This window comes from Collinsella aerofaciens, assembly GCF_028209395.1.
In the GTDB taxonomy this organism is placed as follows: Bacteria; Actinomycetota; Coriobacteriia; order Coriobacteriales; family Coriobacteriaceae; genus Collinsella; species Collinsella aerofaciens_AZ.
The window spans coordinates 47,568-66,166 of the sequence record NZ_JAQLDQ010000010.1 but is presented as its reverse complement, the minus strand read 5'-3'; the positions used below and the strand labels follow the sequence as shown (position 1 = coordinate 66,166).

Annotated in this window: 14 protein-coding genes and 1 tRNA gene; 9 read left to right on the top strand and 6 right to left on the bottom strand. The window is 61.3% G+C overall.

Annotation, left to right across the window (positions count from 1 at the left end; translation table 11 throughout):
- The 7 genes from PMW67_RS05725 to PMW67_RS05695 all read left to right on the top strand — a co-directional run.
- A partial coding sequence (locus tag PMW67_RS05725; RefSeq protein ID WP_271739036.1) for an ATP-binding protein occupies positions 1 to 339 on the top strand: 339 nt, incomplete at its 5' end.
- Between the two features lie 378 nt (positions 340 to 717).
- On the top strand, positions 718 to 1,011 hold the full coding sequence (locus PMW67_RS05720) for a transposase (protein ID WP_271739034.1): 294 nt from the start codon (positions 718 to 720) through the stop codon (positions 1,009 to 1,011).
- A 356-nt stretch (positions 1,012 to 1,367) separates the two neighbouring features.
- Positions 1,368 to 2,357, top strand: a complete 990-nt coding sequence (locus PMW67_RS05715; RefSeq protein ID WP_089573275.1) for a PTS sugar transporter subunit IIB — start codon at positions 1,368 to 1,370, stop codon at positions 2,355 to 2,357.
- An 18-nt stretch (positions 2,358 to 2,375) separates the two neighbouring features.
- The gene (locus PMW67_RS05710; protein WP_089573274.1) at positions 2,376 to 3,194 is read left to right on the top strand and encodes a PTS mannose/fructose/sorbose transporter subunit IIC; all 819 of its coding nucleotides are present in this window, start codon (positions 2,376 to 2,378) and stop codon (positions 3,192 to 3,194) included.
- A gap of 16 nt (positions 3,195 to 3,210) precedes the next feature.
- Positions 3,211 to 4,131, top strand: coding sequence for a PTS system mannose/fructose/sorbose family transporter subunit IID (locus PMW67_RS05705; RefSeq protein ID WP_117564942.1), 921 nt, complete (start codon positions 3,211 to 3,213; stop codon positions 4,129 to 4,131).
- A gap of 120 nt (positions 4,132 to 4,251) precedes the next feature.
- A complete protein-coding gene (locus PMW67_RS05700) occupies positions 4,252 to 4,650 on the top strand; it encodes a DUF956 family protein (protein ID WP_006235193.1) in 399 nt (132 codons plus the stop codon).
- Between the two features lie 305 nt (positions 4,651 to 4,955).
- Positions 4,956 to 5,031: transfer RNA gene (locus PMW67_RS05695), tRNA-Arg, on the top strand.
- 276 nt (positions 5,032 to 5,307) lie between these two features.
- On the opposite strand, the gene pknB is transcribed toward PMW67_RS05695, so the two are convergent.
- From pknB to PMW67_RS05665, 6 genes are all read right to left on the bottom strand, one after another.
- Positions 5,308 to 7,269: a Stk1 family PASTA domain-containing Ser/Thr kinase gene (gene pknB, locus PMW67_RS05690; protein WP_117770279.1), complete on the bottom strand. Its 1,962-nt coding sequence runs from the start codon at positions 7,267 to 7,269 to the stop codon at positions 5,308 to 5,310.
- A gap of 132 nt (positions 7,270 to 7,401) precedes the next feature.
- Positions 7,402 to 10,272: an FtsW/RodA/SpoVE family cell cycle protein gene (locus tag PMW67_RS05685; protein WP_271739031.1), complete on the bottom strand. Its 2,871-nt coding sequence runs from the start codon at positions 10,270 to 10,272 to the stop codon at positions 7,402 to 7,404.
- A gap of 16 nt (positions 10,273 to 10,288) precedes the next feature.
- Positions 10,289 to 12,223, bottom strand: a complete 1,935-nt coding sequence (locus PMW67_RS05680) for a Stp1/IreP family PP2C-type Ser/Thr phosphatase (protein ID WP_271739030.1) — start codon at positions 12,221 to 12,223, stop codon at positions 10,289 to 10,291.
- Positions 12,220 to 12,636 (bottom strand): FHA domain-containing protein, encoded by a 417-nt coding sequence (locus tag PMW67_RS05675; protein ID WP_006235180.1) that lies wholly within the window; start codon positions 12,634 to 12,636, stop codon positions 12,220 to 12,222. Before PMW67_RS05675 ends, PMW67_RS05680 begins: the two co-directional genes overlap by 4 nt.
- 6 nt (positions 12,637 to 12,642) lie before the next feature.
- Positions 12,643 to 13,653: an FhaA domain-containing protein gene (locus tag PMW67_RS05670; protein WP_117564937.1), complete on the bottom strand. Its 1,011-nt coding sequence runs from the start codon at positions 13,651 to 13,653 to the stop codon at positions 12,643 to 12,645.
- Positions 13,650 to 15,503, bottom strand: a complete 1,854-nt coding sequence (locus PMW67_RS05665; RefSeq protein ID WP_271739029.1) for a serine/threonine-protein kinase — start codon at positions 15,501 to 15,503, stop codon at positions 13,650 to 13,652. The genes PMW67_RS05670 and PMW67_RS05665 overlap by 4 nt, the downstream gene beginning before the upstream one ends.
- 439 nt (positions 15,504 to 15,942) lie before the next feature.
- Between PMW67_RS05665 and PMW67_RS05660 the strand changes: the two genes are divergently transcribed.
- Both PMW67_RS05660 and PMW67_RS05655 read left to right on the top strand, forming a co-directional pair.
- Complete coding sequence (locus tag PMW67_RS05660; protein WP_271739028.1) at positions 15,943 to 18,084, top strand: helix-turn-helix transcriptional regulator; 2,142 nt, start codon at positions 15,943 to 15,945, stop codon at positions 18,082 to 18,084.
- Between the two features lie 109 nt (positions 18,085 to 18,193).
- Entirely contained in the window at positions 18,194 to 18,526 is a 333-nt protein-coding gene (locus PMW67_RS05655) for a hypothetical protein (RefSeq protein WP_271739027.1), read from the top strand.
- Positions 18,527 to 18,599: the final 73 nt, after the last annotated feature.

Below are 18,599 nucleotides of genomic sequence, written 5' to 3'. Positions count from 1 at the left end.
CACGCCTCGGCGAAGGAGGCGCTGGCGCGCAGGATGCGGTTCTACGAGCACTGCAGCCTGCTGATAATAGACGAGCTCGGCTACCTCGACATCGGCAAGGAGGGCGCCGACCTGCTGTTCCAGCTGGTCAACAGGCGCTACGCGCTAAAGCGGTCGACCGTCGTCACGACCAACGTGCCGGTGGGCAGGTGGGGCGACGTGTTCGGCAGCAACGTCACGGCCTCGGCGGTGGCCGACAGGCTTTGCCACCATTGCGCGATGATCAAGATAACGGGACGGTCGTACCGCCTGAAGGACGTATCCATCGGCGGCGAGGACGGGAAGGAGGAGGGAGCCTAGACGCCGAAAGCGGCGCATCCGCGTTGGCGAATCCGGCGCATCCGCGTTGGCGCGATTGGCGAAAATACGTTGGTGAAAATGGTGAAAAATATATTGACGCTAACACGGACCTCCCGTCGACGGCGGCCTCGCCCTCCCTCCAGTACTTGGCGACCGTGTGCCGGTCCATGCCGTGCCTCCTCGCGATCTCGCTGAAGTTCGGCTTGGCGCCGGACCCCCTGTAGACGTTGAGCTCTCCCATTACGTTTCGCTCCATATCCCGCTCCTCCCGGGTCGGATACCCGATCGGAGCATAGTTCCGTTTGCGCAGTTGGTGAAAGTACGTTAGCGGGGTCGGCGAAAGCGCGTTGGCGCATTCGGCGAGATACGTTTGCGAAAGTGGTTGGTTTTAGATTAGCGCTAACATCGTACTGCGGCATAGCCCCGAGGGTGAGGAGCTCCGGAACGTCGGTGAGGTCGGTCAGGGCGTCCAGGCGCGGCGACGCGAGGCTCAAGTCCCTGCTGATCTTCTCGTGCAACAGCCTGGTGAGGTCCTCGGGGCGCTACGGCGAGTACTACCGGGCCTGCAGGGCGCGGGGCATGGGGCACGGGCGGGCGCTCAAGGCCGTCGCGAGGAAGCGGCTCAGGGCGATATGCGCCGTGATGCGCGACCGGGTGCCCTACCGGGAGTAGCCCCGACGGTTGACAAAACTATAGGAACACCCAACGACTACTTGCGCTAGAGCATAAGTTATACAATTAGTCAAGTTATGTCTGTTTAAACAAAATAGCGGCACGCAGGCGCATTGGGATTAACCTAAAAGCGGCGTTAATGAACAGAGTGTCTGTATATATCTGTGAAAGTAATTGGGAAATCACGTTTTAGTAGGCAATGAGCTGTAAATCAGCAACGTAATCAATTTGTAACAAACTTAGACGTTTAAACAAATAATGCAACCGTTTGCGAATTAGCTATAAATCCACAAGGCGAACAGGTATACTCCTTTATTGTCGTGTAGGAAATACGTAGACAAAAAGGAGGTTATGTGATGGTAAGTATTGTTCTTGCTAGCCATGGTGACTTGGCGGCTGGAATCAAGCAGACGGGCTCGATGGTCTTTGGCGATCAGCCGTCTGTTGCCGTGGTCTCGCTCGAGCCGAGCATGGGCCCCGACGACTTCCGTGCCAAGGTCGAGGAGGCAATCGCTTCCTTCGAGGACCAGGAGCAGGTGCTCTTCCTCGTTGATCTGTGGGGCGGCACGCCGTTCAACCAGATCAGCGGGCTCATCGAGGGCCACGATTCCTGGGCTATCGTCACCGGTGTCAACCTGCCTATGCTCATCGAGGCATATTCGCAGCGCTTTGACGCAAAGAACACTGCACATGCGATCGCAAAACATCTCGTGACTGAGGCTAAGGCCGGCGTGCGCGTCAAGCCCGAGTCTCTGGAGCCCGAGGAGAAGAAGCCGGCTGCGGCCGCCGCTGCTCCTGCGGGTGCCATTCCTCCGGGAACGGTGATCGGCGACGGGCACATCAAGATCGCCCACGTCCGTATCGACACGCGCCTGCTGCATGGTCAGGTGGCCACCACGTGGACCAAGCAGATCAACCCCAACCGCATCATCGTGGTCTCCGACGGCGTTGCTCACGACGAGCTCCGCAAGACCATGATCGAGCAGGCTGCCCCTCCGGGAGTCCACGCCAACGTCGTGCCTATCAAGAAGATGGCCGAGGTCGTCAAGGACACGCGCTTTGGCGACACCAAGGCGATGCTGCTGTTCGAGAACCCGCAGGATCTGCTCAGGGCCATCGAGGCCGGCGTCGACATCAAGGAAGCCAACATCGGTTCCATGGCCCACTCCAAGGGCAAGGTCGTCGTCACTAACGCTGTCGCTATGGGCGATGACGATGTCAAGACCATCGAGGCTCTCAAGGCCAAGGGCGTCAAGTTCGAGGTCCGCAAGGTTCCTTCGGATTCCTCCGAGGATCTCGACGCCATGTTGAAGAAAGCTAAGGCCGAACTGGCCGCTCAAGCATAGTAAAGGAGGGTCCGATACATGTCTGCAATCACTATTCTGCTTGTTGCGATTGTCGCGTTGCTTGCCGGTATGGAAGGCATTCTGGATGAGTTCCAGTTCCATCAGCCGCTCGTGGCATGCACGCTTATCGGTCTCGTAACCGGTCACCTTCAGGAGGGCATCCTCCTGGGCGGTTCGCTCCAGATGATGGCCCTTGGCTGGGCTAACGTCGGCGCCGCCGTCGCGCCTGACGCCGCTCTGGCCTCGGTCGCTTCTTCGATCATCATGGTGCTCGCCCTCAACGGTGGCGCCACCGATTCGGCCAAGGCCGTTACCGCCGCCATCGCCGTCGCCGTCCCGCTGTCGGTCGCTGGCCTGTTCCTGACCATGATCTGCCGTACCCTGGCTACCGCTATGGTTCACGGCATGGACGCCTGCGCCGAGAAGGGCGACTTCGCCGGCATCGAGCGTTGGCAGTACGCCGGCATCCTCATGCAGGGTGTTCGTATCGCCATCCCGGCAGTACTTCTGTGCATCATCCCGGCCGAGGCCGTTACCAACGCGCTTAACGCTATGCCCGATTGGCTGTCCGGCGGCATGGCTGTCGGCGGCGGCATGGTCGCTTCCGTCGGTTACGCCATGGTCATCAACATGATGGCCACCAAGGAGACCTGGCCGTTCTTCATCCTCGGCTTTGTCCTTGCTGCCATCCCTCAGCTCACGCTGATCGCCCTTGGCCTCATCGGCATCTCCCTTGCCCTCATCTACCTTGGCCTTAAGGATCTGGCCAAGCAGGGTGGCGGCATGGGCGGTGGCTCCGGTGACCCGCTCGGCGACATTCTGAACGATTACGAGTAGGAGGGGAGTGATACATATGGCAGAGAACAAGATTCAGCTCACCAAGGCTGACCGTAAGAAGGTTTGCTTCCGTCATCAGTTCCTTCAGGGCTCGTGGAACTACGAGCGTATGCAGAACGGCGGCTGGTGCTTCGCAATGATCCCTGCGATCAAGAAGCTCTACACCAGCAAGGATGACCAGATTGCCGCTCTTAAGCGCCACCTGGAGTTCTATAACACCCACCCCTATGTTTCCGCCCCCGTCATTGGCGTTACCCTCGCCCTCGAGGAGGAGCGCGCCAACGGTGCTCCGATTGACGACGTCGCCATTCAGGGCGTCAAGGTCGGTATGATGGGCCCGCTCGCCGGCGTCGGCGACCCCGCCTTCTGGTTCACCCTTCGCCCGATTCTGGGTGCACTGGGCGCTTCCCTGGCCCTGTCCGGCAGCATCGCCGGTCCGCTGCTGTTCTTCTTCGCGTGGAACATCATCCGTTACGCCTTCCTGTGGTACACGCAGGAGTTTGGCTACAAGGTCGGCTCCTCCATCGCCAAGGACCTCTCCGGCGGTCTGATGGGCAAGGTCACCGAGGGTGCTTCCATCCTGGGTATGTTCATCATCGGCGCCCTGGTCGAGCGCTGGGTGTCCATCTCCTTCACCCCGGTCGTCTCCAAGGTCACGCAGTCCGCTGGCGCCTATATCGACTGGGCCAACCTGCCCGCCGGTTCTGAGGGCATCAAGCAGGCATTGACGATGTACAGCTCTGTCGGTGCCAACGCACTCGACCCGGTGAAGGTCACCACGCTTCAGGCCAACCTCGATCAGCTCATCCCCGGCCTTGCCGCCGTGTGCCTGACCCTTCTGGTCTGCAAGCTCCTCAAGAAGAAGGTCAGCCCGATCGTCATCATCCTGGCTCTCTTCGCCGTCGGCATCATCGGTCGCGTCTGCGGCTTCATGTAAGCACGCTTCGGCTTAAGACCGAGAGTTGCTAGGCAAGGGCTTTTGAGCCATTGAAACGGACCGCACCCGGTGGGTACACTGGATGCGGTCCGATTGTTTTTATTGGAGGGCGAGGCGCGTATGGCGCAATCTCAGAACAGCACGGTCGATCTGGCAACGCCGGCAACCTGCCTGATGGGGCTTACCAGTCACGGTAACGTGATGGTGGGCAATAAGGCGTTTGAGTACTATAACGAGCGTAATCCCGAGGATTATATCCAAATCCCGTGGGACGAGGTCGACTATATTGCCGCCGAGGTTTTGCGCGGCACCAAGAAGATTACGCGTTTTGCCATCTTCACCAAGGACAACGGTCACTTTACGTTTTCGACGCGCGACGACAAAGAGACGTTGCGCGCGGTCCGCAAGTACGTCGACGAGGATAAGCTCGTGCGTTCGCCTGACTTTATCGATGTGACGGCTAAGGGCGCCAAGAGCATCCCCTCCGTTATCAAAAACCTCTTCCACAAAGGCAACTAGCCATTAAAGAGCGCCCCCCTAAAGTGGGACGCGGTTTCCCATGAGGCTCGATCGGGAAAGTGCATCCCGGTTCGAGTGCCGATTGCGGGATGTAGTTTCCGGAACGGGCCCGTTTGGGAAACCGTGTCCCGTTTCGAGTCGAAATTCTGGGACACAGTTTCCCAGCGAGGTCCCATGGGGAAAGTCTGACCCAGAATTTGCCTGGATAGTGGGACGCACTTTCCGGAGGGCTGTTCCACCGCAACTTCGAAGAGTGGGTATACGCTGCATTACAGCGGCGTAAATCTGCTACACTAATACAACATGCCTCCGTAGCTCAGGGGATAGAGCACCGCTCTCCTAAAGCGGGTGTCGACGGTTCGAATCCGCCCGGGGGCACCAGAGATTTGTCGAGCCCGGTACCACCACGGTGCCGGGCTCTTCTGGTCTAAGGGCAGGGTTCGAGCCGTCGACACCCGCGTCACCAATTTCCCGCGGGGGGGGGTTGAATTCGCCCGGGGGCACCAGAGGAATATCGAGCCCGGTACCGCTACGGTGCCGGGTTCTTCTGGTTCAATGCCATGTCAAAAACGAAGCGCCCGCTTGCTGGGGGAGCAAGCGGGCGCCTGTGAGCGAATATGTTTGCGGCGAGAGCCGTGATGAGCGGTGGGGTGGCGACTAGTTGGTCGTACCGGAATCGTCACCCGTGCCCGAGCCAGAGCCCGAACCCGAGCCAGAAAGTGCGACCGTCAGCGTAATCGTGCTGTCGGTGGACTGCTTGCCAGTGGGGGAGACGCCTGTAACGGTGGCATCCTCGTTACCGCTTACGGGATTGCCGTTCTGGTCACAGAAGCCGATGTTATAGAAACCGGCGTTGTTGAGCGCGGTGACGGCGGCGGAGATGCTCTTGCCGTACAGGTTGCCCGGAACACTGGCCTTGCCGGACTTCTTGGCAATGACGACGGTAATCGTGGCGCCGGGCTTCTGCTTGCCACTGGGGTTCCAGCTGATCACGGTGCCCTCGGTAACCGAGTCGTTCTCCTGGTAGCTAACGTCGACGCCAAAGCCTGCCATATCGAGGGCGTTGCGCGCCTGGGCCTCGGTCATGTCGGTCAGATCGGGGACGGACGTGGTATCCGGGCCGCTCGAGACCTTGTACGAGATGGTCGTGCCCTTCGCGACTTCCTTACCGGCTTCGGTGCCCTGCTCAAAGACCTGGCCCTCATCGGCCTCGTTGGCCTCCTCGGAGGCGTTGCCCTTCAGGCCAACGCTTGCCAGCGCGGCCTCGGCCTGGTCCTTGGTCAGGCCGACAAGCCGGGGAACCTCAACCTTCTCGGAGGGCTTGGGACCCTTGGAGATTACCAGGTTCACCTTGGTGCCCTTGGCCTTCTTGGTGTTGCCGTTGGGCGTCTGCTCGGCGACCTTGCCCTCGTCGACATCGTCGTTGTAGCTTTGGTCGATGGTGCCGACCTCGAGGCCGGCTTCCTTGATCAGCTCGACGGCAGTCTGCTGGTCCTTGCCCAGCACATCGGGCACGGTGACCTGCTCGCCGCCAAAGAGTCCTGTGGCAAAGGCCACCACGATGCCGATGACGGCAACGGCTGCCACCACGGCGGCGATGATCTTGTTCTTGTTGGATTTGGGCTTTTCGACCTCGTAGGAGCCGGTGGAGCCCGAAACCGAGCTACGGGCGGTATTCTGGCCGCTCACGCCCGAGACGGGACGCACCATGGCGCGCGTCTGATCGGAAAGCTCGCGAGTCTTGGTGGCGCCCAGCTCACCGGGGGCACCGATGATGCGCGTGGGCTCCGAGACGTTGACGGCACGGCCCGACAGGTAGCTGTTGAGCACCTGACGAAGCTCGTCGGCGGTCTGGAAGCGGTTTGCCGGGTCCTTCTCCATGCACTTGAGGATGATGCGCTCAAGGTCGGCGTCGACACCGGAGTTGATCTGGCTCGGCGGAATAGGCAGCTCGTTGACTTGCTTGAGTGCGACCGAGATGGCGTCGTCACCGTCAAAGGGAACGCGGCCGGTGGCGCACTCGTACATCACGACGCCCAGCGAGTAGATATCCGAGGTGGGGCCGAGGTCCTGACCGCGGGTCTGCTCGGGGCTGACGTAGTGGGCGGTTCCCAGCACGTTGTTGTCTTGCGTGAGGTGGCTGTTCTTGGCGCGCGCGATGCCAAAGTCCATCACCTTGATGTTGCCGTCGGGCAGCACCATGATGTTCTGCGGCTTAATGTCGCGGTGGATGATCTCGTGCTTGTGGGCGACCGAAAGCGCGGAGCTGATCTGCGAGCCGATCTGGGCGACCTTCTTGGGGTCGAGGGCGCCGTGGCTCTTGATGCCGCTCTTAAGGTCGGTGCCGCGCAGGTACTCCATGACGATGTAATAGGTGTCGCCGTCCTTGCCCCAATCGTAGACGCCCACGATATAGGGGGAGGAGAGACCGGCTGCTGCCTGGGCCTCCTGCTTAAAGCGTGCGGCGAAGGTTGCGTCGCCAGCATACTGCGGCAGCATGATCTTGACGGCAACCGTGCGGTCGAGGACCTGGTCCTGTGCACGGTAGACGGTCGCCATGCCGCCTGTTCCCACCTTATCCTTGAGGAGGTATCTTCCCCCGAGGACCCTCTGTTCCATTCCTGCTCCTAACATAACTATTCGCTCAACGATGTGTGTAGTACCTACGATGTGGCCGCTGGGGCCGTGTGGCGCGTTGCCGCTAACTCTTCGGCCGCGGCGCGCCTCGGGTGTCCGATTCGATCATGGGCATCACGCTCCCTGTGCGGCAAGCGCCGCGGTCAGGACGATACCGGCGATCTTGGCGGCCTCGACGTCATGCTTGTCGAAATCCTCCAAGGCCACCGAGATGGCGACCGTGGGTGAATCGTAAGGTGCAAAGCCAACGAACATCGAGTTGACGTTGGTGCCGCCGGTCTCGGCCGAGCCGGTCTTGCCGGCGACCTTGACGCCGGGGATCTGGGCATCGGTGCCGGTGCCGGACTGGACGACGGCAAGCATGGCCTGCTTGACCTGGTCGGCCGTGGCGGAGCTGACGGCCTGACCCAGCGAGCGGGACTGCGTGGTCTTGACCACGGTTCCGTCCGGGGCGAGTACCTGGGCTACAAAGTACGGGTCCATGACCACGCCGCTGTTAGCGATGGCGGCGGCAATCACGGCGTTTTGCATGACGGTGGTCTGCGGGCCGGGCGTGTGGTCCATGCCGACAGGCTGGCCGGCGCCGGCCCAGGCGGTCTCCCACTCGGTCATGAGCGACGGGTCGGCCATGATGGAGGCCGCGGAGGTCAGGTCCTGGCCGAGCTTTTGGCCGTAGCCAAAGGCGTTGGCAAACTGTACGAGCGTGTTTGCGCCAACTTCGTTTGCCACCTGGCCAAAGACGACGTTGGAGGACACGGCAAAGGCCTGCTGCAGGCTGATGGTGCCGTAGCTCTCGTTGGCATAGTTGGTGACCGGCGCGTTGCCGATGTCCATGGAGCCGGGCGCCTGGTAGGTGCTGGTAAGGCTGGCGGTGCCGGTCTCGAGTGCCGCGGAAAGCGTAACGACCTTAAACGTGGAGCCCGGCGTGTACAGCGCGTCCATGGCGCGATTGTACATGGAGCCGTCCTCGCCGCCGCCCGCCTGCAGCAGGGCGTCGATGTTGGTGTTGTCATAGGTGGGCGAGCTGGCGCATGCGAGCACCGCACCGGTACGCGGGTCGATGACCACTACAGCGCCCTTAAAGCCCTTGAGCGCCTGCTCGGCCGCCGTCTGGATACGCGAGTCGATGGTGAGCTTGGCGGTGTTGCCCGGCTGGGTCTGGCCCGCGAGCGACGCGATGGCGTTGTTCCAGCTGGAGTAATCCTTAGAGCCGGTGAGCGTGTCGTTCATGACACTCTCGATGGCGGTGGTGCCATACTGCTGGCTCACGTAGCCAACCACGTGCGCTGCCAGGTTGCCGTTGGGGTAGGAGCGTACGTAGGTGCCGTCCTCCTGCTGCAGCGACTCGGCCAGCGTCACGCCGTCGGACGTGATGATGGAACCGCGCTGGATGTACTTGGAGCGGGCGATAGTGTGGTTGTTGGTCGGCATATCCTGATAGTCCTTGGCCTTGATGACCTGGACATAGGTGAGGTTGCCGATAAGGATGGCGAACAGCGCCGTAAAGGCGAGCACCGCACGGGTTAGACGGTTGGCGAGCGCAACGCGGCCGAGCACACCGGATTCAGGCGTGTCGAGCAGGCGACGGCGCATGCGCGAGCCGACGGAATGGCTGCCGCTGCCGTAGGAAGACGAGGTGGCAAAGCGCGTGCCCGTCGGGGCGGCGGCGGATGCGACCTGATCATCGGTGATGGCGGTCATGGTGCCGGTGCCGGTAAGCTCGGCCTCGCGTCCGGTCGCTTCGTCACCGGCGCGCAGCAGGAGCGCGACGATGATAAAGCTTGCCAGCAGCGAGGAACCGCCCTGGCTCATAAAGGGCAGGGTGACGCCGGTCAGCGGGATCAGGCGGGTAACGCCGCCCACGATCAAGAAGGCCTGGAAGCTGATGGCGGCCGTAAGGCCCGTGGCGCTAAAGGCGGCGAGGTCGGATTTAGCGCGGGCAGCCGTGGTGAGGCCACGCACGGCAAAGAGCATAAACAGGATGAGCACGGCGCCGCCGCCCAAAAGGCCCATCTCCTCGCCGATAGCCGAGAAGATAAAGTCGGACTCGACGACAGGGATGTTGTTGGCCATGCCGTTGCCGATGCCAACACCGACCAGACCGCCATCGGCAAGCGAGAAGAGCGACTGGACGATCTGGTAGCCCTGGCCCTGGGCGTCCTTAAACGGATCGACCCAAACCTGGAAACGCACCTGAACGTGAGACAGGAACTTGTAGGCGCCCACGGCTCCGACGGCTAAGAGCGCAAGGCCGATAACGACATACGAAAAGCGCCCCGTGGCAACGTAGAGCATCAGCAAGAAGATGGTGTAGAACAGCACGGCAGAACCCAGGTCGCGTTCGAAGACGACGACGAGCAGGCACACACCCCACACGGCAAACAACGGCAGCAGCAGTCGCAGGCGAGGGATCTTAAAGCCCAAGATCTTGCGGTTGGAGATGGAGAGCAGCTCGCGGTTCTCGGCCAGGTACCCGGCCAGGAACAGCACGATAAAGACCTTGGCGAACTCGCCGGGCTGGATGGTAAAGCCTGCGATGCGAATCCACAGCTTGGAGCCCGAGATCGTGGTGCCGATAAAGATAGGCAGCATCAGCAGAATGATGCCGATAATGCCAAAGGTGTACTTGTAGCGCATGACCACGTCGAGGTTTTTGACCAGTGCAAGCGTTCCCACCATGAGCGCCACCGAGACAAACAGGATGATGAGCTGTGAGATGGCGAGAGCGGGGGCGAGACGCGTCACGAACGTGATGCCGATGCCCGAAAGTATAAATACGATGGGTAGGATGGCGGGGTCGGCGCCGGGCGCCAAGATGCGCACGGCGATATGTGCCGCGGCGAAGGCGGCAAAGAGGCCGATCGGCACGGCGAGCGTCTCAAAGGAGATGGCGGCGCCCGCGGTGAGCACGTACATCGCATACAGCAGGATGACGGGGAACGCCGAGGCGATGAGCAAGAGCAGTTCGGTGTTGCGGCGACTCATAAGCGGCACTCCCTTTCTAGTTCTTTTCGGAGGCTTCGGCCTCGGCGGACTGTTCGGCGGTTTTCTCGGAATCTGATTCGGAGGTCGATCCCTGATCGGTGTTGTCGCGAATCGTTTGCGCGTCGATCACCTGGCGGGTCTGTTCCTCGTCGATCTGGTGGCGGTACTTGGATATCGTGTCCTGCGCATCGTCGACACTTGTTTGCGGAATGCCCGCCTTGAGGCGGTTTTGCGTGTCTTCGGGCAGGTCGGACAGCTTAATACTGGTTTCGCTCTCGAGCCAGTGGAGCTTGAGTCCGAGCGGCTTGCCGGGCAGGCCGCGCCAGACGGCGACATTGCCCTGGTAGGTACCCAGGTAGTACGAGCCGGTGACACCCGTGTAGGCCCAGATGCCAGCTGCCAGCACAAAGACGAGGGCCAGGATGGCGGCGATAGTAATGTTGCGGCGACGCACGCGTTGCGCTTCGCGCATAACGCCATCGTCAACCAGGTCAACGACTACTACGGTCACGTTGTCGTGGCCGCCGGCGGCAAGCGCCGCGTCCACTAGGTTGTCGACACAGATTTGCGCGGTTGAGGACTGCGTGGCGATGTTCTCGATATCGCTATCGGGAATCATGCTCGAAAGGCCGTCGGAGCACAGGATCAGGCGGTCGCCTTCCTCGATATGCAGGGTGAAGTGATCGGCATACATGGCGGGGTCCGAGCCCAGCGCACGGGTGATGACCGAGCGGTTGGGGTGGACGCGAGCCTCGTCTGCCGTAATCTCGCCGGCGTCCACGAGCTCCTCCACGTAGGAGTGGTCGCGGGTCACGCGGATGAGCGTGCCCTCGTGGAGCAGGTAGGCGCGAGAGTCACCCACGTGGGCGATGGCGAGCGTGTCGTTTTCGATATAGGCGCAAGTGGCTGTGCAGCCCATGCCGGGCTTGCCCAGGCCATTCAAGGCGGCCTCGATTACGGCGGCGTTGGCTGCCTCGACGGCTGCGGCCAGGCGTGCTGCGTCGGCGGACTGCGGGGCCGTCTTGGCAATAGTCTCGACGGCGATGGAAGAGGCTACCTCGCCGGCGGCGTGACCGCCCATGCCGTCGCATACGCAAAAGAGCGGCGACTGCACCAGGTAGGAATCCTCATTGTGCGGGCGTACGCAGCCAACGTCAGAGCGGGCGCCCCACATGAGTTGCGTGGTGGTGCCGGCATCATAGGTCGAGTCGGTCTCGATGCGCTCCTCGGTCAGGGGCTCAAAGCTCATGGTCGAGCCGGGGTCTTTGAGCTTGGCCTCAACGGCGGCAACGTCGATCTCGGCTGTGTCACCGGGAGAGACGGTGTCGGTCTCGGCGTTTGATTCGGAATCGCCGGTGTCCGGGGAGCCGGGCTCTTCGGACGCGCAGGCGATCGACTCGTCGTCTTGCGGGCTGACGTCTATAGGCTCGGGCGTCGCAAAGTGCGACGGCGCGGGTGTGCTTTGCGACTGGGCGGCGGGCTCGGCCACGGCATCGGACTCGCTTGCGGGCGCAGGCTGCGGGGCCTTGGGTGCAGGGCCGTCCTCGGGGGATGGCCCCGCCTCGGGCGCCGGCGTAGACGCGGGCGCAACCTCGGATGCCGGGGCTATGGGAAACGCCGGCGCGGCGGGTTCGGGTGCCGCAAACACCGCAGCGCTCTCGTTGATTGCCGCGGCGACGGGCTCTGCAAAGTGAGCCGGCGCCGGGGTTGCTTCGGGCGCTGTGGGCTGTTCCGCAGCATGTGCGCCGATGGGCGCCGCTACGGCATCCTCTTCGCCCTCGTTATCGGCGAGATCCGAAATATCATGCGTTACATGCGAAAGAGGCAGGGAGAACACGGTGTCCTCGGGCTCCACGGGTGTGGAGTCCGCCGGAGCGGCGTGGGCCGGTGCAGCTACGGCGGCAGCCGGTGCCTCGGTCATGGTTGCGGACTTGTTCTCCTCGTCGATCATCGACGGTTCACCTTCATGACCACGTCGCCAATCTGGACTTCGTCGCCCTCGCGCAGCGTTGCGGGCTCCACAAGCTGGCGGCCGTTGACGAGCGTGCCGTTAAGCGAGTTGAGGTCTTCGATGATGAGCGCCGGGCCCTGCAGCGAAAAGCGCGCATGCGAGGCCGAGACGAACGGTTCGTTGATGCAGATGTCCGAAGATGGCGAGCGACCGACGATGACGGGGCCGAGCATGTCTACGTGGATGCCGCGGATACCGCGCGGACCCTTGTCCACATCGATCGTCCAGATAGCCGAGTCGCGACGCTGCCCGCGCACAAGTCCCACGCCGGTCTTCATGACGGCGAACAGGAAGATATAGAGCAGGGCGACCAGGACGATGCGGCCTGCAAAAAGGACGATATCGATGTTCATAAGAGACTATCCCCTAAATTCAAAGGTGCTCAGGCCAAACGTCAGCAGATCGCCGTTGCGCAGCGGGCAGCGCGTAATGCGGCGGTTGTTGACGAGCGTGCCGTTGGTGGAATTGAGGTCCTCGATCGACCAATCCGAGCCCGTAAAGGTGAGCTGGGCGTGGCGGCGCGACACGTTGGGGTCGCGCAGGGCAATATCGGAAACTGAGCGCTCGCGACCGATAGTCACCTGTGCGGAGGTGATGCTATGGCTCTCGCCGCTCACGACGTCGACGAGCTGGGCGAGCGGGCGCTGTGGGGCGCGAGTGCTCGCCATGTTGGAGGCGATGCCGGCTGCGGCGCCTAGGCCCACGGCGGCACCGGTCGCGGCGGCTCCGCCCATGCCGGCAAGCGCGTCGCGCGAGACGGTCTGCGGCACCGGGATAGGAGCGGCGGGGTCGGGGACGCTAGGCGCGAAGGGATCTGCCACGGCAAGCGGGTCAGGAGCGGCGGCGCGAGGCGTCGGCTGCTGCTGGGGCATGGCGGCGGGGCGCTGCGGCTGCGGGGCAGCAAACTGCTGCTGGCCGGCGCGCGGGGCGCTGGCGGCACGGCTTGCCGCGGAGTTGTTTTGGCCCAGACCGTTTTGATAGGCGCGCTCTTCTTCGTACAGGCGGCCGAGCGTGGGGGCATCGACGTTCTCGGCAAAGACCGAGAACTTGCCGGCGCGCAGCTGCGGATCGATCATAAAGCGCACGAGGGGCTCGCCGACAAAGACATAGCGGCGCTTTTCGGCCTGCGCCTTCACAAACTCGCGGACCTCGCGCGAAAGCTCGGGGTAGAACGGGGCGAGCATGGGATCGTCGTCGGCGGCGATCAGGATGGTATAGAGTGCCGGCGCCGTGTTGACGCCATTGATCACCAGAGTCTGATCCTCCATGTCGCGAGCGGCCTGCTTGGCAAGCTTCTTAAAGGAGAACGGGGCACGGGTGGCACCGAAGATGCCGGCCACGTGGTCCTCGAAGATGTTCAGGAAGTTCACGAAAGATCACTCTCCGTATAGGTTCTTTGGTATCCGAGCAAATATAGGCATATCCCAACGATTATAGAGGATAGGGTTCCCGCAACTGCCGCCTTGGCGGCGACCGCGGCTGCAAGGCTGGCAATTTCCATATGGTGTGCAAGACAGGATGCCGCTGCGCAGCCGATGCCGGTGACAGCGATGGCGGCGATGGCGGCAAGGTTTGAGCCCTGATCGGCACGCTTGGCATGGGCATTGAGCAGCGCAGATGACGCCGCGGCAGTTGTCGCGACCAGCGCAAAGGCAGCCCAAAGGAGCGGGTCTTCCAGCGCTGCGGCAACGTTGCCGAGCCCCAGCACGCCTCCGGCTGAAAGCGCGACCGTGGCCAGACGGGCAAAAAGCGCGCCCATGCCCGTTGCCGCGGCGGCGCTTGCCGGGCCGAGCCAAAATGACGCGACGCCGGCGGCGACCCCAGCTGCCAGGAAGGTATTGCCGGTCAGACAGCCAAGCGCAAGCGCGCAGGTGAGTGCGGCGCTCGCGGCAGCCTCGGTGCGACCCCAGGCGATCCACCAACCGGACATGGCAGCGGCAAAGATCACCGCGACGGGCAACATCGACAGGATGCCCTGCGCCTGCATGGTGGCGTTGGCCATGAGCACCAAAAAGCCCACAGCCGAGATGGCCGAGCCAATTTGGGGGGCCAGGCCAGCCGCCGCTCCGATCGCGATGGCCGCAATGACCAGGCCGGGAAGCGCCGCGACCCCGGCCGTTTGCATCAGCAAAAAGCTAAAGGCGCCGCACGTTAGCGCCGAGATGGCGCGCATGGTGTAGTCGCGCGCATGGATCCAGCGCGTGCCCGCCCAGCCGAGTGCGGGGTCGACCTCGATGGCGTCGTCCTCGTAGTACGACGGCTCGATATCGTCGAGCTCCTGCTCGTCATCCGAAAGCTCGCCAACCATTTGCTCCAAGCTGCGACGACCCTCGCGTACGCTGCCCAGACCGGCAAGGAGCTGGTCGCAAAATGCCTCGATGCTGTTGGGGCGGTCCTGCGGCATGGGGGAGAGCGCGCTCATGAGCGCGCTCTCGGCTCCCGGGGGAAAGTGTGGTATCAGCTCGCTGGGATAGGTGGCGCCGCCGATGATACGGTCGAGCGAGTCGGCGGGCGTGGCCGCCATAAAGGGAGCGCTGCCGCACAAGCCCTCATAGATAACGCAGGCAAGGGCAAAGACATCGGCGCGCTCGTCGACCGTGCCGGTCTCGATATCGAGCTGCTCGGGCGGCATGTAGCCGATGGTGCCGCCGCGCGAGCCGCCAAAGCCACCGGCGGACGACAGCCGCGCCATGCCAAAGTCGGTGAGCTTTACATTGCCCGAGTGGTCGATGAGCACGTTGGCGGGCTTAATGTCCAGGTGGAGTACGCCATTACTATGGGCGAAGGTGAGCGCCTGGCCCAGGGCATCGGCAATGGCCGCGGCCTCGTCAAAGGTGAGCGAGTGGCCGTCCACGCGATGCAAAAACTCGGCCAACGACATACCGTCGACATACTCCATGACCAAGTAGGCATAGGCGGTGTCGTGCGTAAAGTCGATGACCTGCACGATATTGGGATGTTGAAGCATGGCGGCAGTGTGCGCCTCGCGCAGGACATCCATGATGTCGCTGGCGGGCATGCCGGCGCCGTTGATAAGGGGGATGCGCTTAATGGCGACGCGGCGGCGCAGGTGCGTGTCGCGGCAGATCTCGATGGAGCCAAAACCGCCGGTCGCAAGTGTCTCGAGCGGCTGGTACCGCTTGAGCAGCTCGCGAGAGCTGGTGCCCTCCAAAGGAACGTCCGGCGAGAACCGGGCGGTATGTTGCGAGAAAAGCGGCATGGCCAACCCTCGTGCGTTTAAAGTTCGTTTGCGAGTGGCGGGCGCGGAGCCGAGCCGTTCGCGGTGGCATAGATGCTGCTAGTGTAACACGCTCGGGTGCATGGTGAAGGTAGCGGGGCGAGGTGGCCTATCTGACTTGGCCCTCGTCTCAACGCATACGGAAAGCGCGCCCCAGTTTTCGGTCAAATTGTGGGATGCGTTTTCCGGATGGGGAAGGCTGCGGAAACTGTGTCCCAGAATATTGGCCCAGAATGGGATGCAATTTCCAGATCAGCGCTCAAAAGGAAAGCGCATCCCACTTTGATGCGGGGACTGCGGACAAAAGCTGGACCGTGATCTGGCTCGGATTGGAGTTCGCCTGAATCGTTGATGCTGGCTGGTGTGGGCGCGGAGATAAACGAGCAGTCCGAGCGATATAATGACACGCTATGGAGGCCATATGCTCTTTTCCCGCCGTTCTGATACATCCGCCTGCGCCATTGCGCTTGTCGTAATGGCGGTCACTCCTTATCACCGGTTTTCATCTTCAATCGGCCTGGCATCAGGTGCGATGACCTGGCTCGTTATCCTTGGCGCATGCCTTGCGGCGTTTGTTCATGGTGCTGCGCTATGCAAAGGGAGAGAAATGAGACGGCCGAGGCATCTCGGTGCTATCGGTGTTTTCCTCGGTGTTATTGCAACGGTTCCCGAATGGTCCGACCTAGTTTTCTATGCTCGCGGAGATTCTATCCCATTCGTGTTTGCGCCGATCTGGCTGTTGCATGGCGTTTCGTGCGTCTCGTGCTTTGCTGGGTCGCTGCTCCTCTCATATGTAATTTGGGATACGGCGGGTTTTCCTTTGACGCGGAGGGCGACGCGGACTGACGAAAGAGAGGCCCGTCACCCGCAGAACGCGTTTTTTACAGAAACAATAGCCGTCCTGTCTTGCCTGCTGTTTTGCTGTCGAGTTTCATGGAGAGTCGTTCCCGAGCCATGGGGGATGTCCCCTGTAACGGCCGCATCAATTGGCCTAGTGCTTTTAATTCCTCTGGTCTATCTCATGTTGGCTGTGGCCCCGCTGCTTTGCTGTCCCCGTACCTTTGGTCGGGGACAGAGCGACGTGTTTGCCCGTTCTGTGCTCGTAGCAGTTCCTATTGGCCTTGTTCCGGCTGTTGAGGTGGCATACTTCGCAAACGATGCCACGATCATTGCATTGCTGGCGATGGGATCGGCTATTACTGTTGCTGTCTTCGTGTGCACGTTGCTAAGGGGGAAACGGGACAACAATTCGGATACCCCTCGCACGTCCGACCCATTCGATGCGGGGGTGTTTTCCCCTGCCCTGTCGCCTCGAGAAGAGCAGTTTGTTCGGCTGCTGCTCAAAGGGAAAACGCCGGCGGAGATTGCCAGGGAGACGGGTACGAAGCCATCGACGGTGCGAACAACGCTTCACCGAGCATACGGGAAGGCGTCGGTTGCGGGCTCGCGCGAGCTCGTGGCGTTGTTTGTGGGTGAGGGCGATACTGTAGGGCATGAGCTGCCGCAGCGGCATGCTGACGATATGGTGGCATCAGCTCGGGCGCGCCGGCTGTTTCGATACCTGCTCACGTCATTTTTTATTCTCCTTGCGGCGGGTCCCTTGGTAATGGCGGATAGCGATTGGGGTTCCGGTGTTACGCATGCAATCGCTTTTTCTCTTGCAAGCTATACATTGGGTCTCGGGCTGCTTCTGTCGCTGTGTAGCGCGGGTGGAAAAACGAATCGCGGGGACGATCTGGATAGAGCAGATGAGGCGATTGGACTCGGAAGCCCGTGCGTATGGGCGATACTGTCTGCTGTGGAGTGGTCTTTTGTCTATATCGCGGCATGGAGGTGCATGCGCGATCCGTTGATGGCTGTGCCGGTCCTGTTTTGCGGCATAGCGTCTATGGCTTCGCTCGCCGTTAGGCTGCGCCCGTTTAAGGCCCATGCCCATACTCGGGCTATCGCGCCATTGGTTTCGATAGGTGTGGCTGTTTTAATCTATGCAGCCACTAGGGGGCGAATTCATGGACTTGCGGTACTGACGGGGATGCTGCTCACATATATAGTGCTGCGAAGCTGTCCGCAGCGCAAAACACTTGGGGTATGGATGCTCTGCTTTGGGGCGACGGCTCCCGTCTGGGTTGTCTTGCTCAACATGTCGCAGGATCTGATGGTTTTCGAGCCGTTGTTCCTTGCGTCGTTACTGGGGCAAAGTTCGGCTGTCAATGTCGTCGTGGCAACGGTGATCGTCTGCTGGTCTGTGCCCATGTTCGTCACGCACATCGCGCTCGCCCGCTCGGTTGAGGACGAGAAGGCTGTCTTGGAGTACCGCGCGAACGGGTCCACCGAAACGGCTCGCGTGCGCCAACTGGCTCTGCTTACGTCGCGCTCCCTTTCCGATGTTCAGTCGCAAATCTTGCTGATGACGGCAGAGGGCGCAACGACAAAGACTATTGCGGAGGATGTCGGTTACGCCGTATCTACGGTGCAAGCACTGCGGTCTGCATCTTACCGCCAGTTGAGGATCAAGAATAAAGCGGAGCTTATTTCATTGTTATCGCAGGTAGATAACGTGTAAACACCTGAGCGATCAACTCAATAGCGGGTGTTTACAGACATCTTTCTCTATTCATGCAAAGGTTGCCGTGCGTCGACGCATTGTTAACCGCTTTTGATTGGAGAAGGCCATGATTAAGCCAAGGAGCGCTATTGCTCGAATCGGAGTCGGGTTGGCGATTGCTGCGGGCTTATCGATGGGTGCGCCCGCTGCATCATTTGCTCAAGAGGAGTTTGACACTTCCCAGGTTTCTAGCATTTCGCAGAGCGCGGATGCCGGAATTGCCACATGCAAGAACAACGTAGATAGAGATTTCGCTTTTCAATGTTCTGGCACGAGCGCAACTGGCTATCGCCAGAAAGACGATTCATCTTCAGTCTGCATTCTTGGCGTGATCGGGATGGGGCTGGGCACTGTCGCTCGGCTCCATCCCATCGATGGGAGGATGATGACATTTGAATAGAAATCTAATACGGCACGAGCTGTCCAAGATATTTGGCAATCCTATATTTACGTTGACCCTTATGGTTGCAACT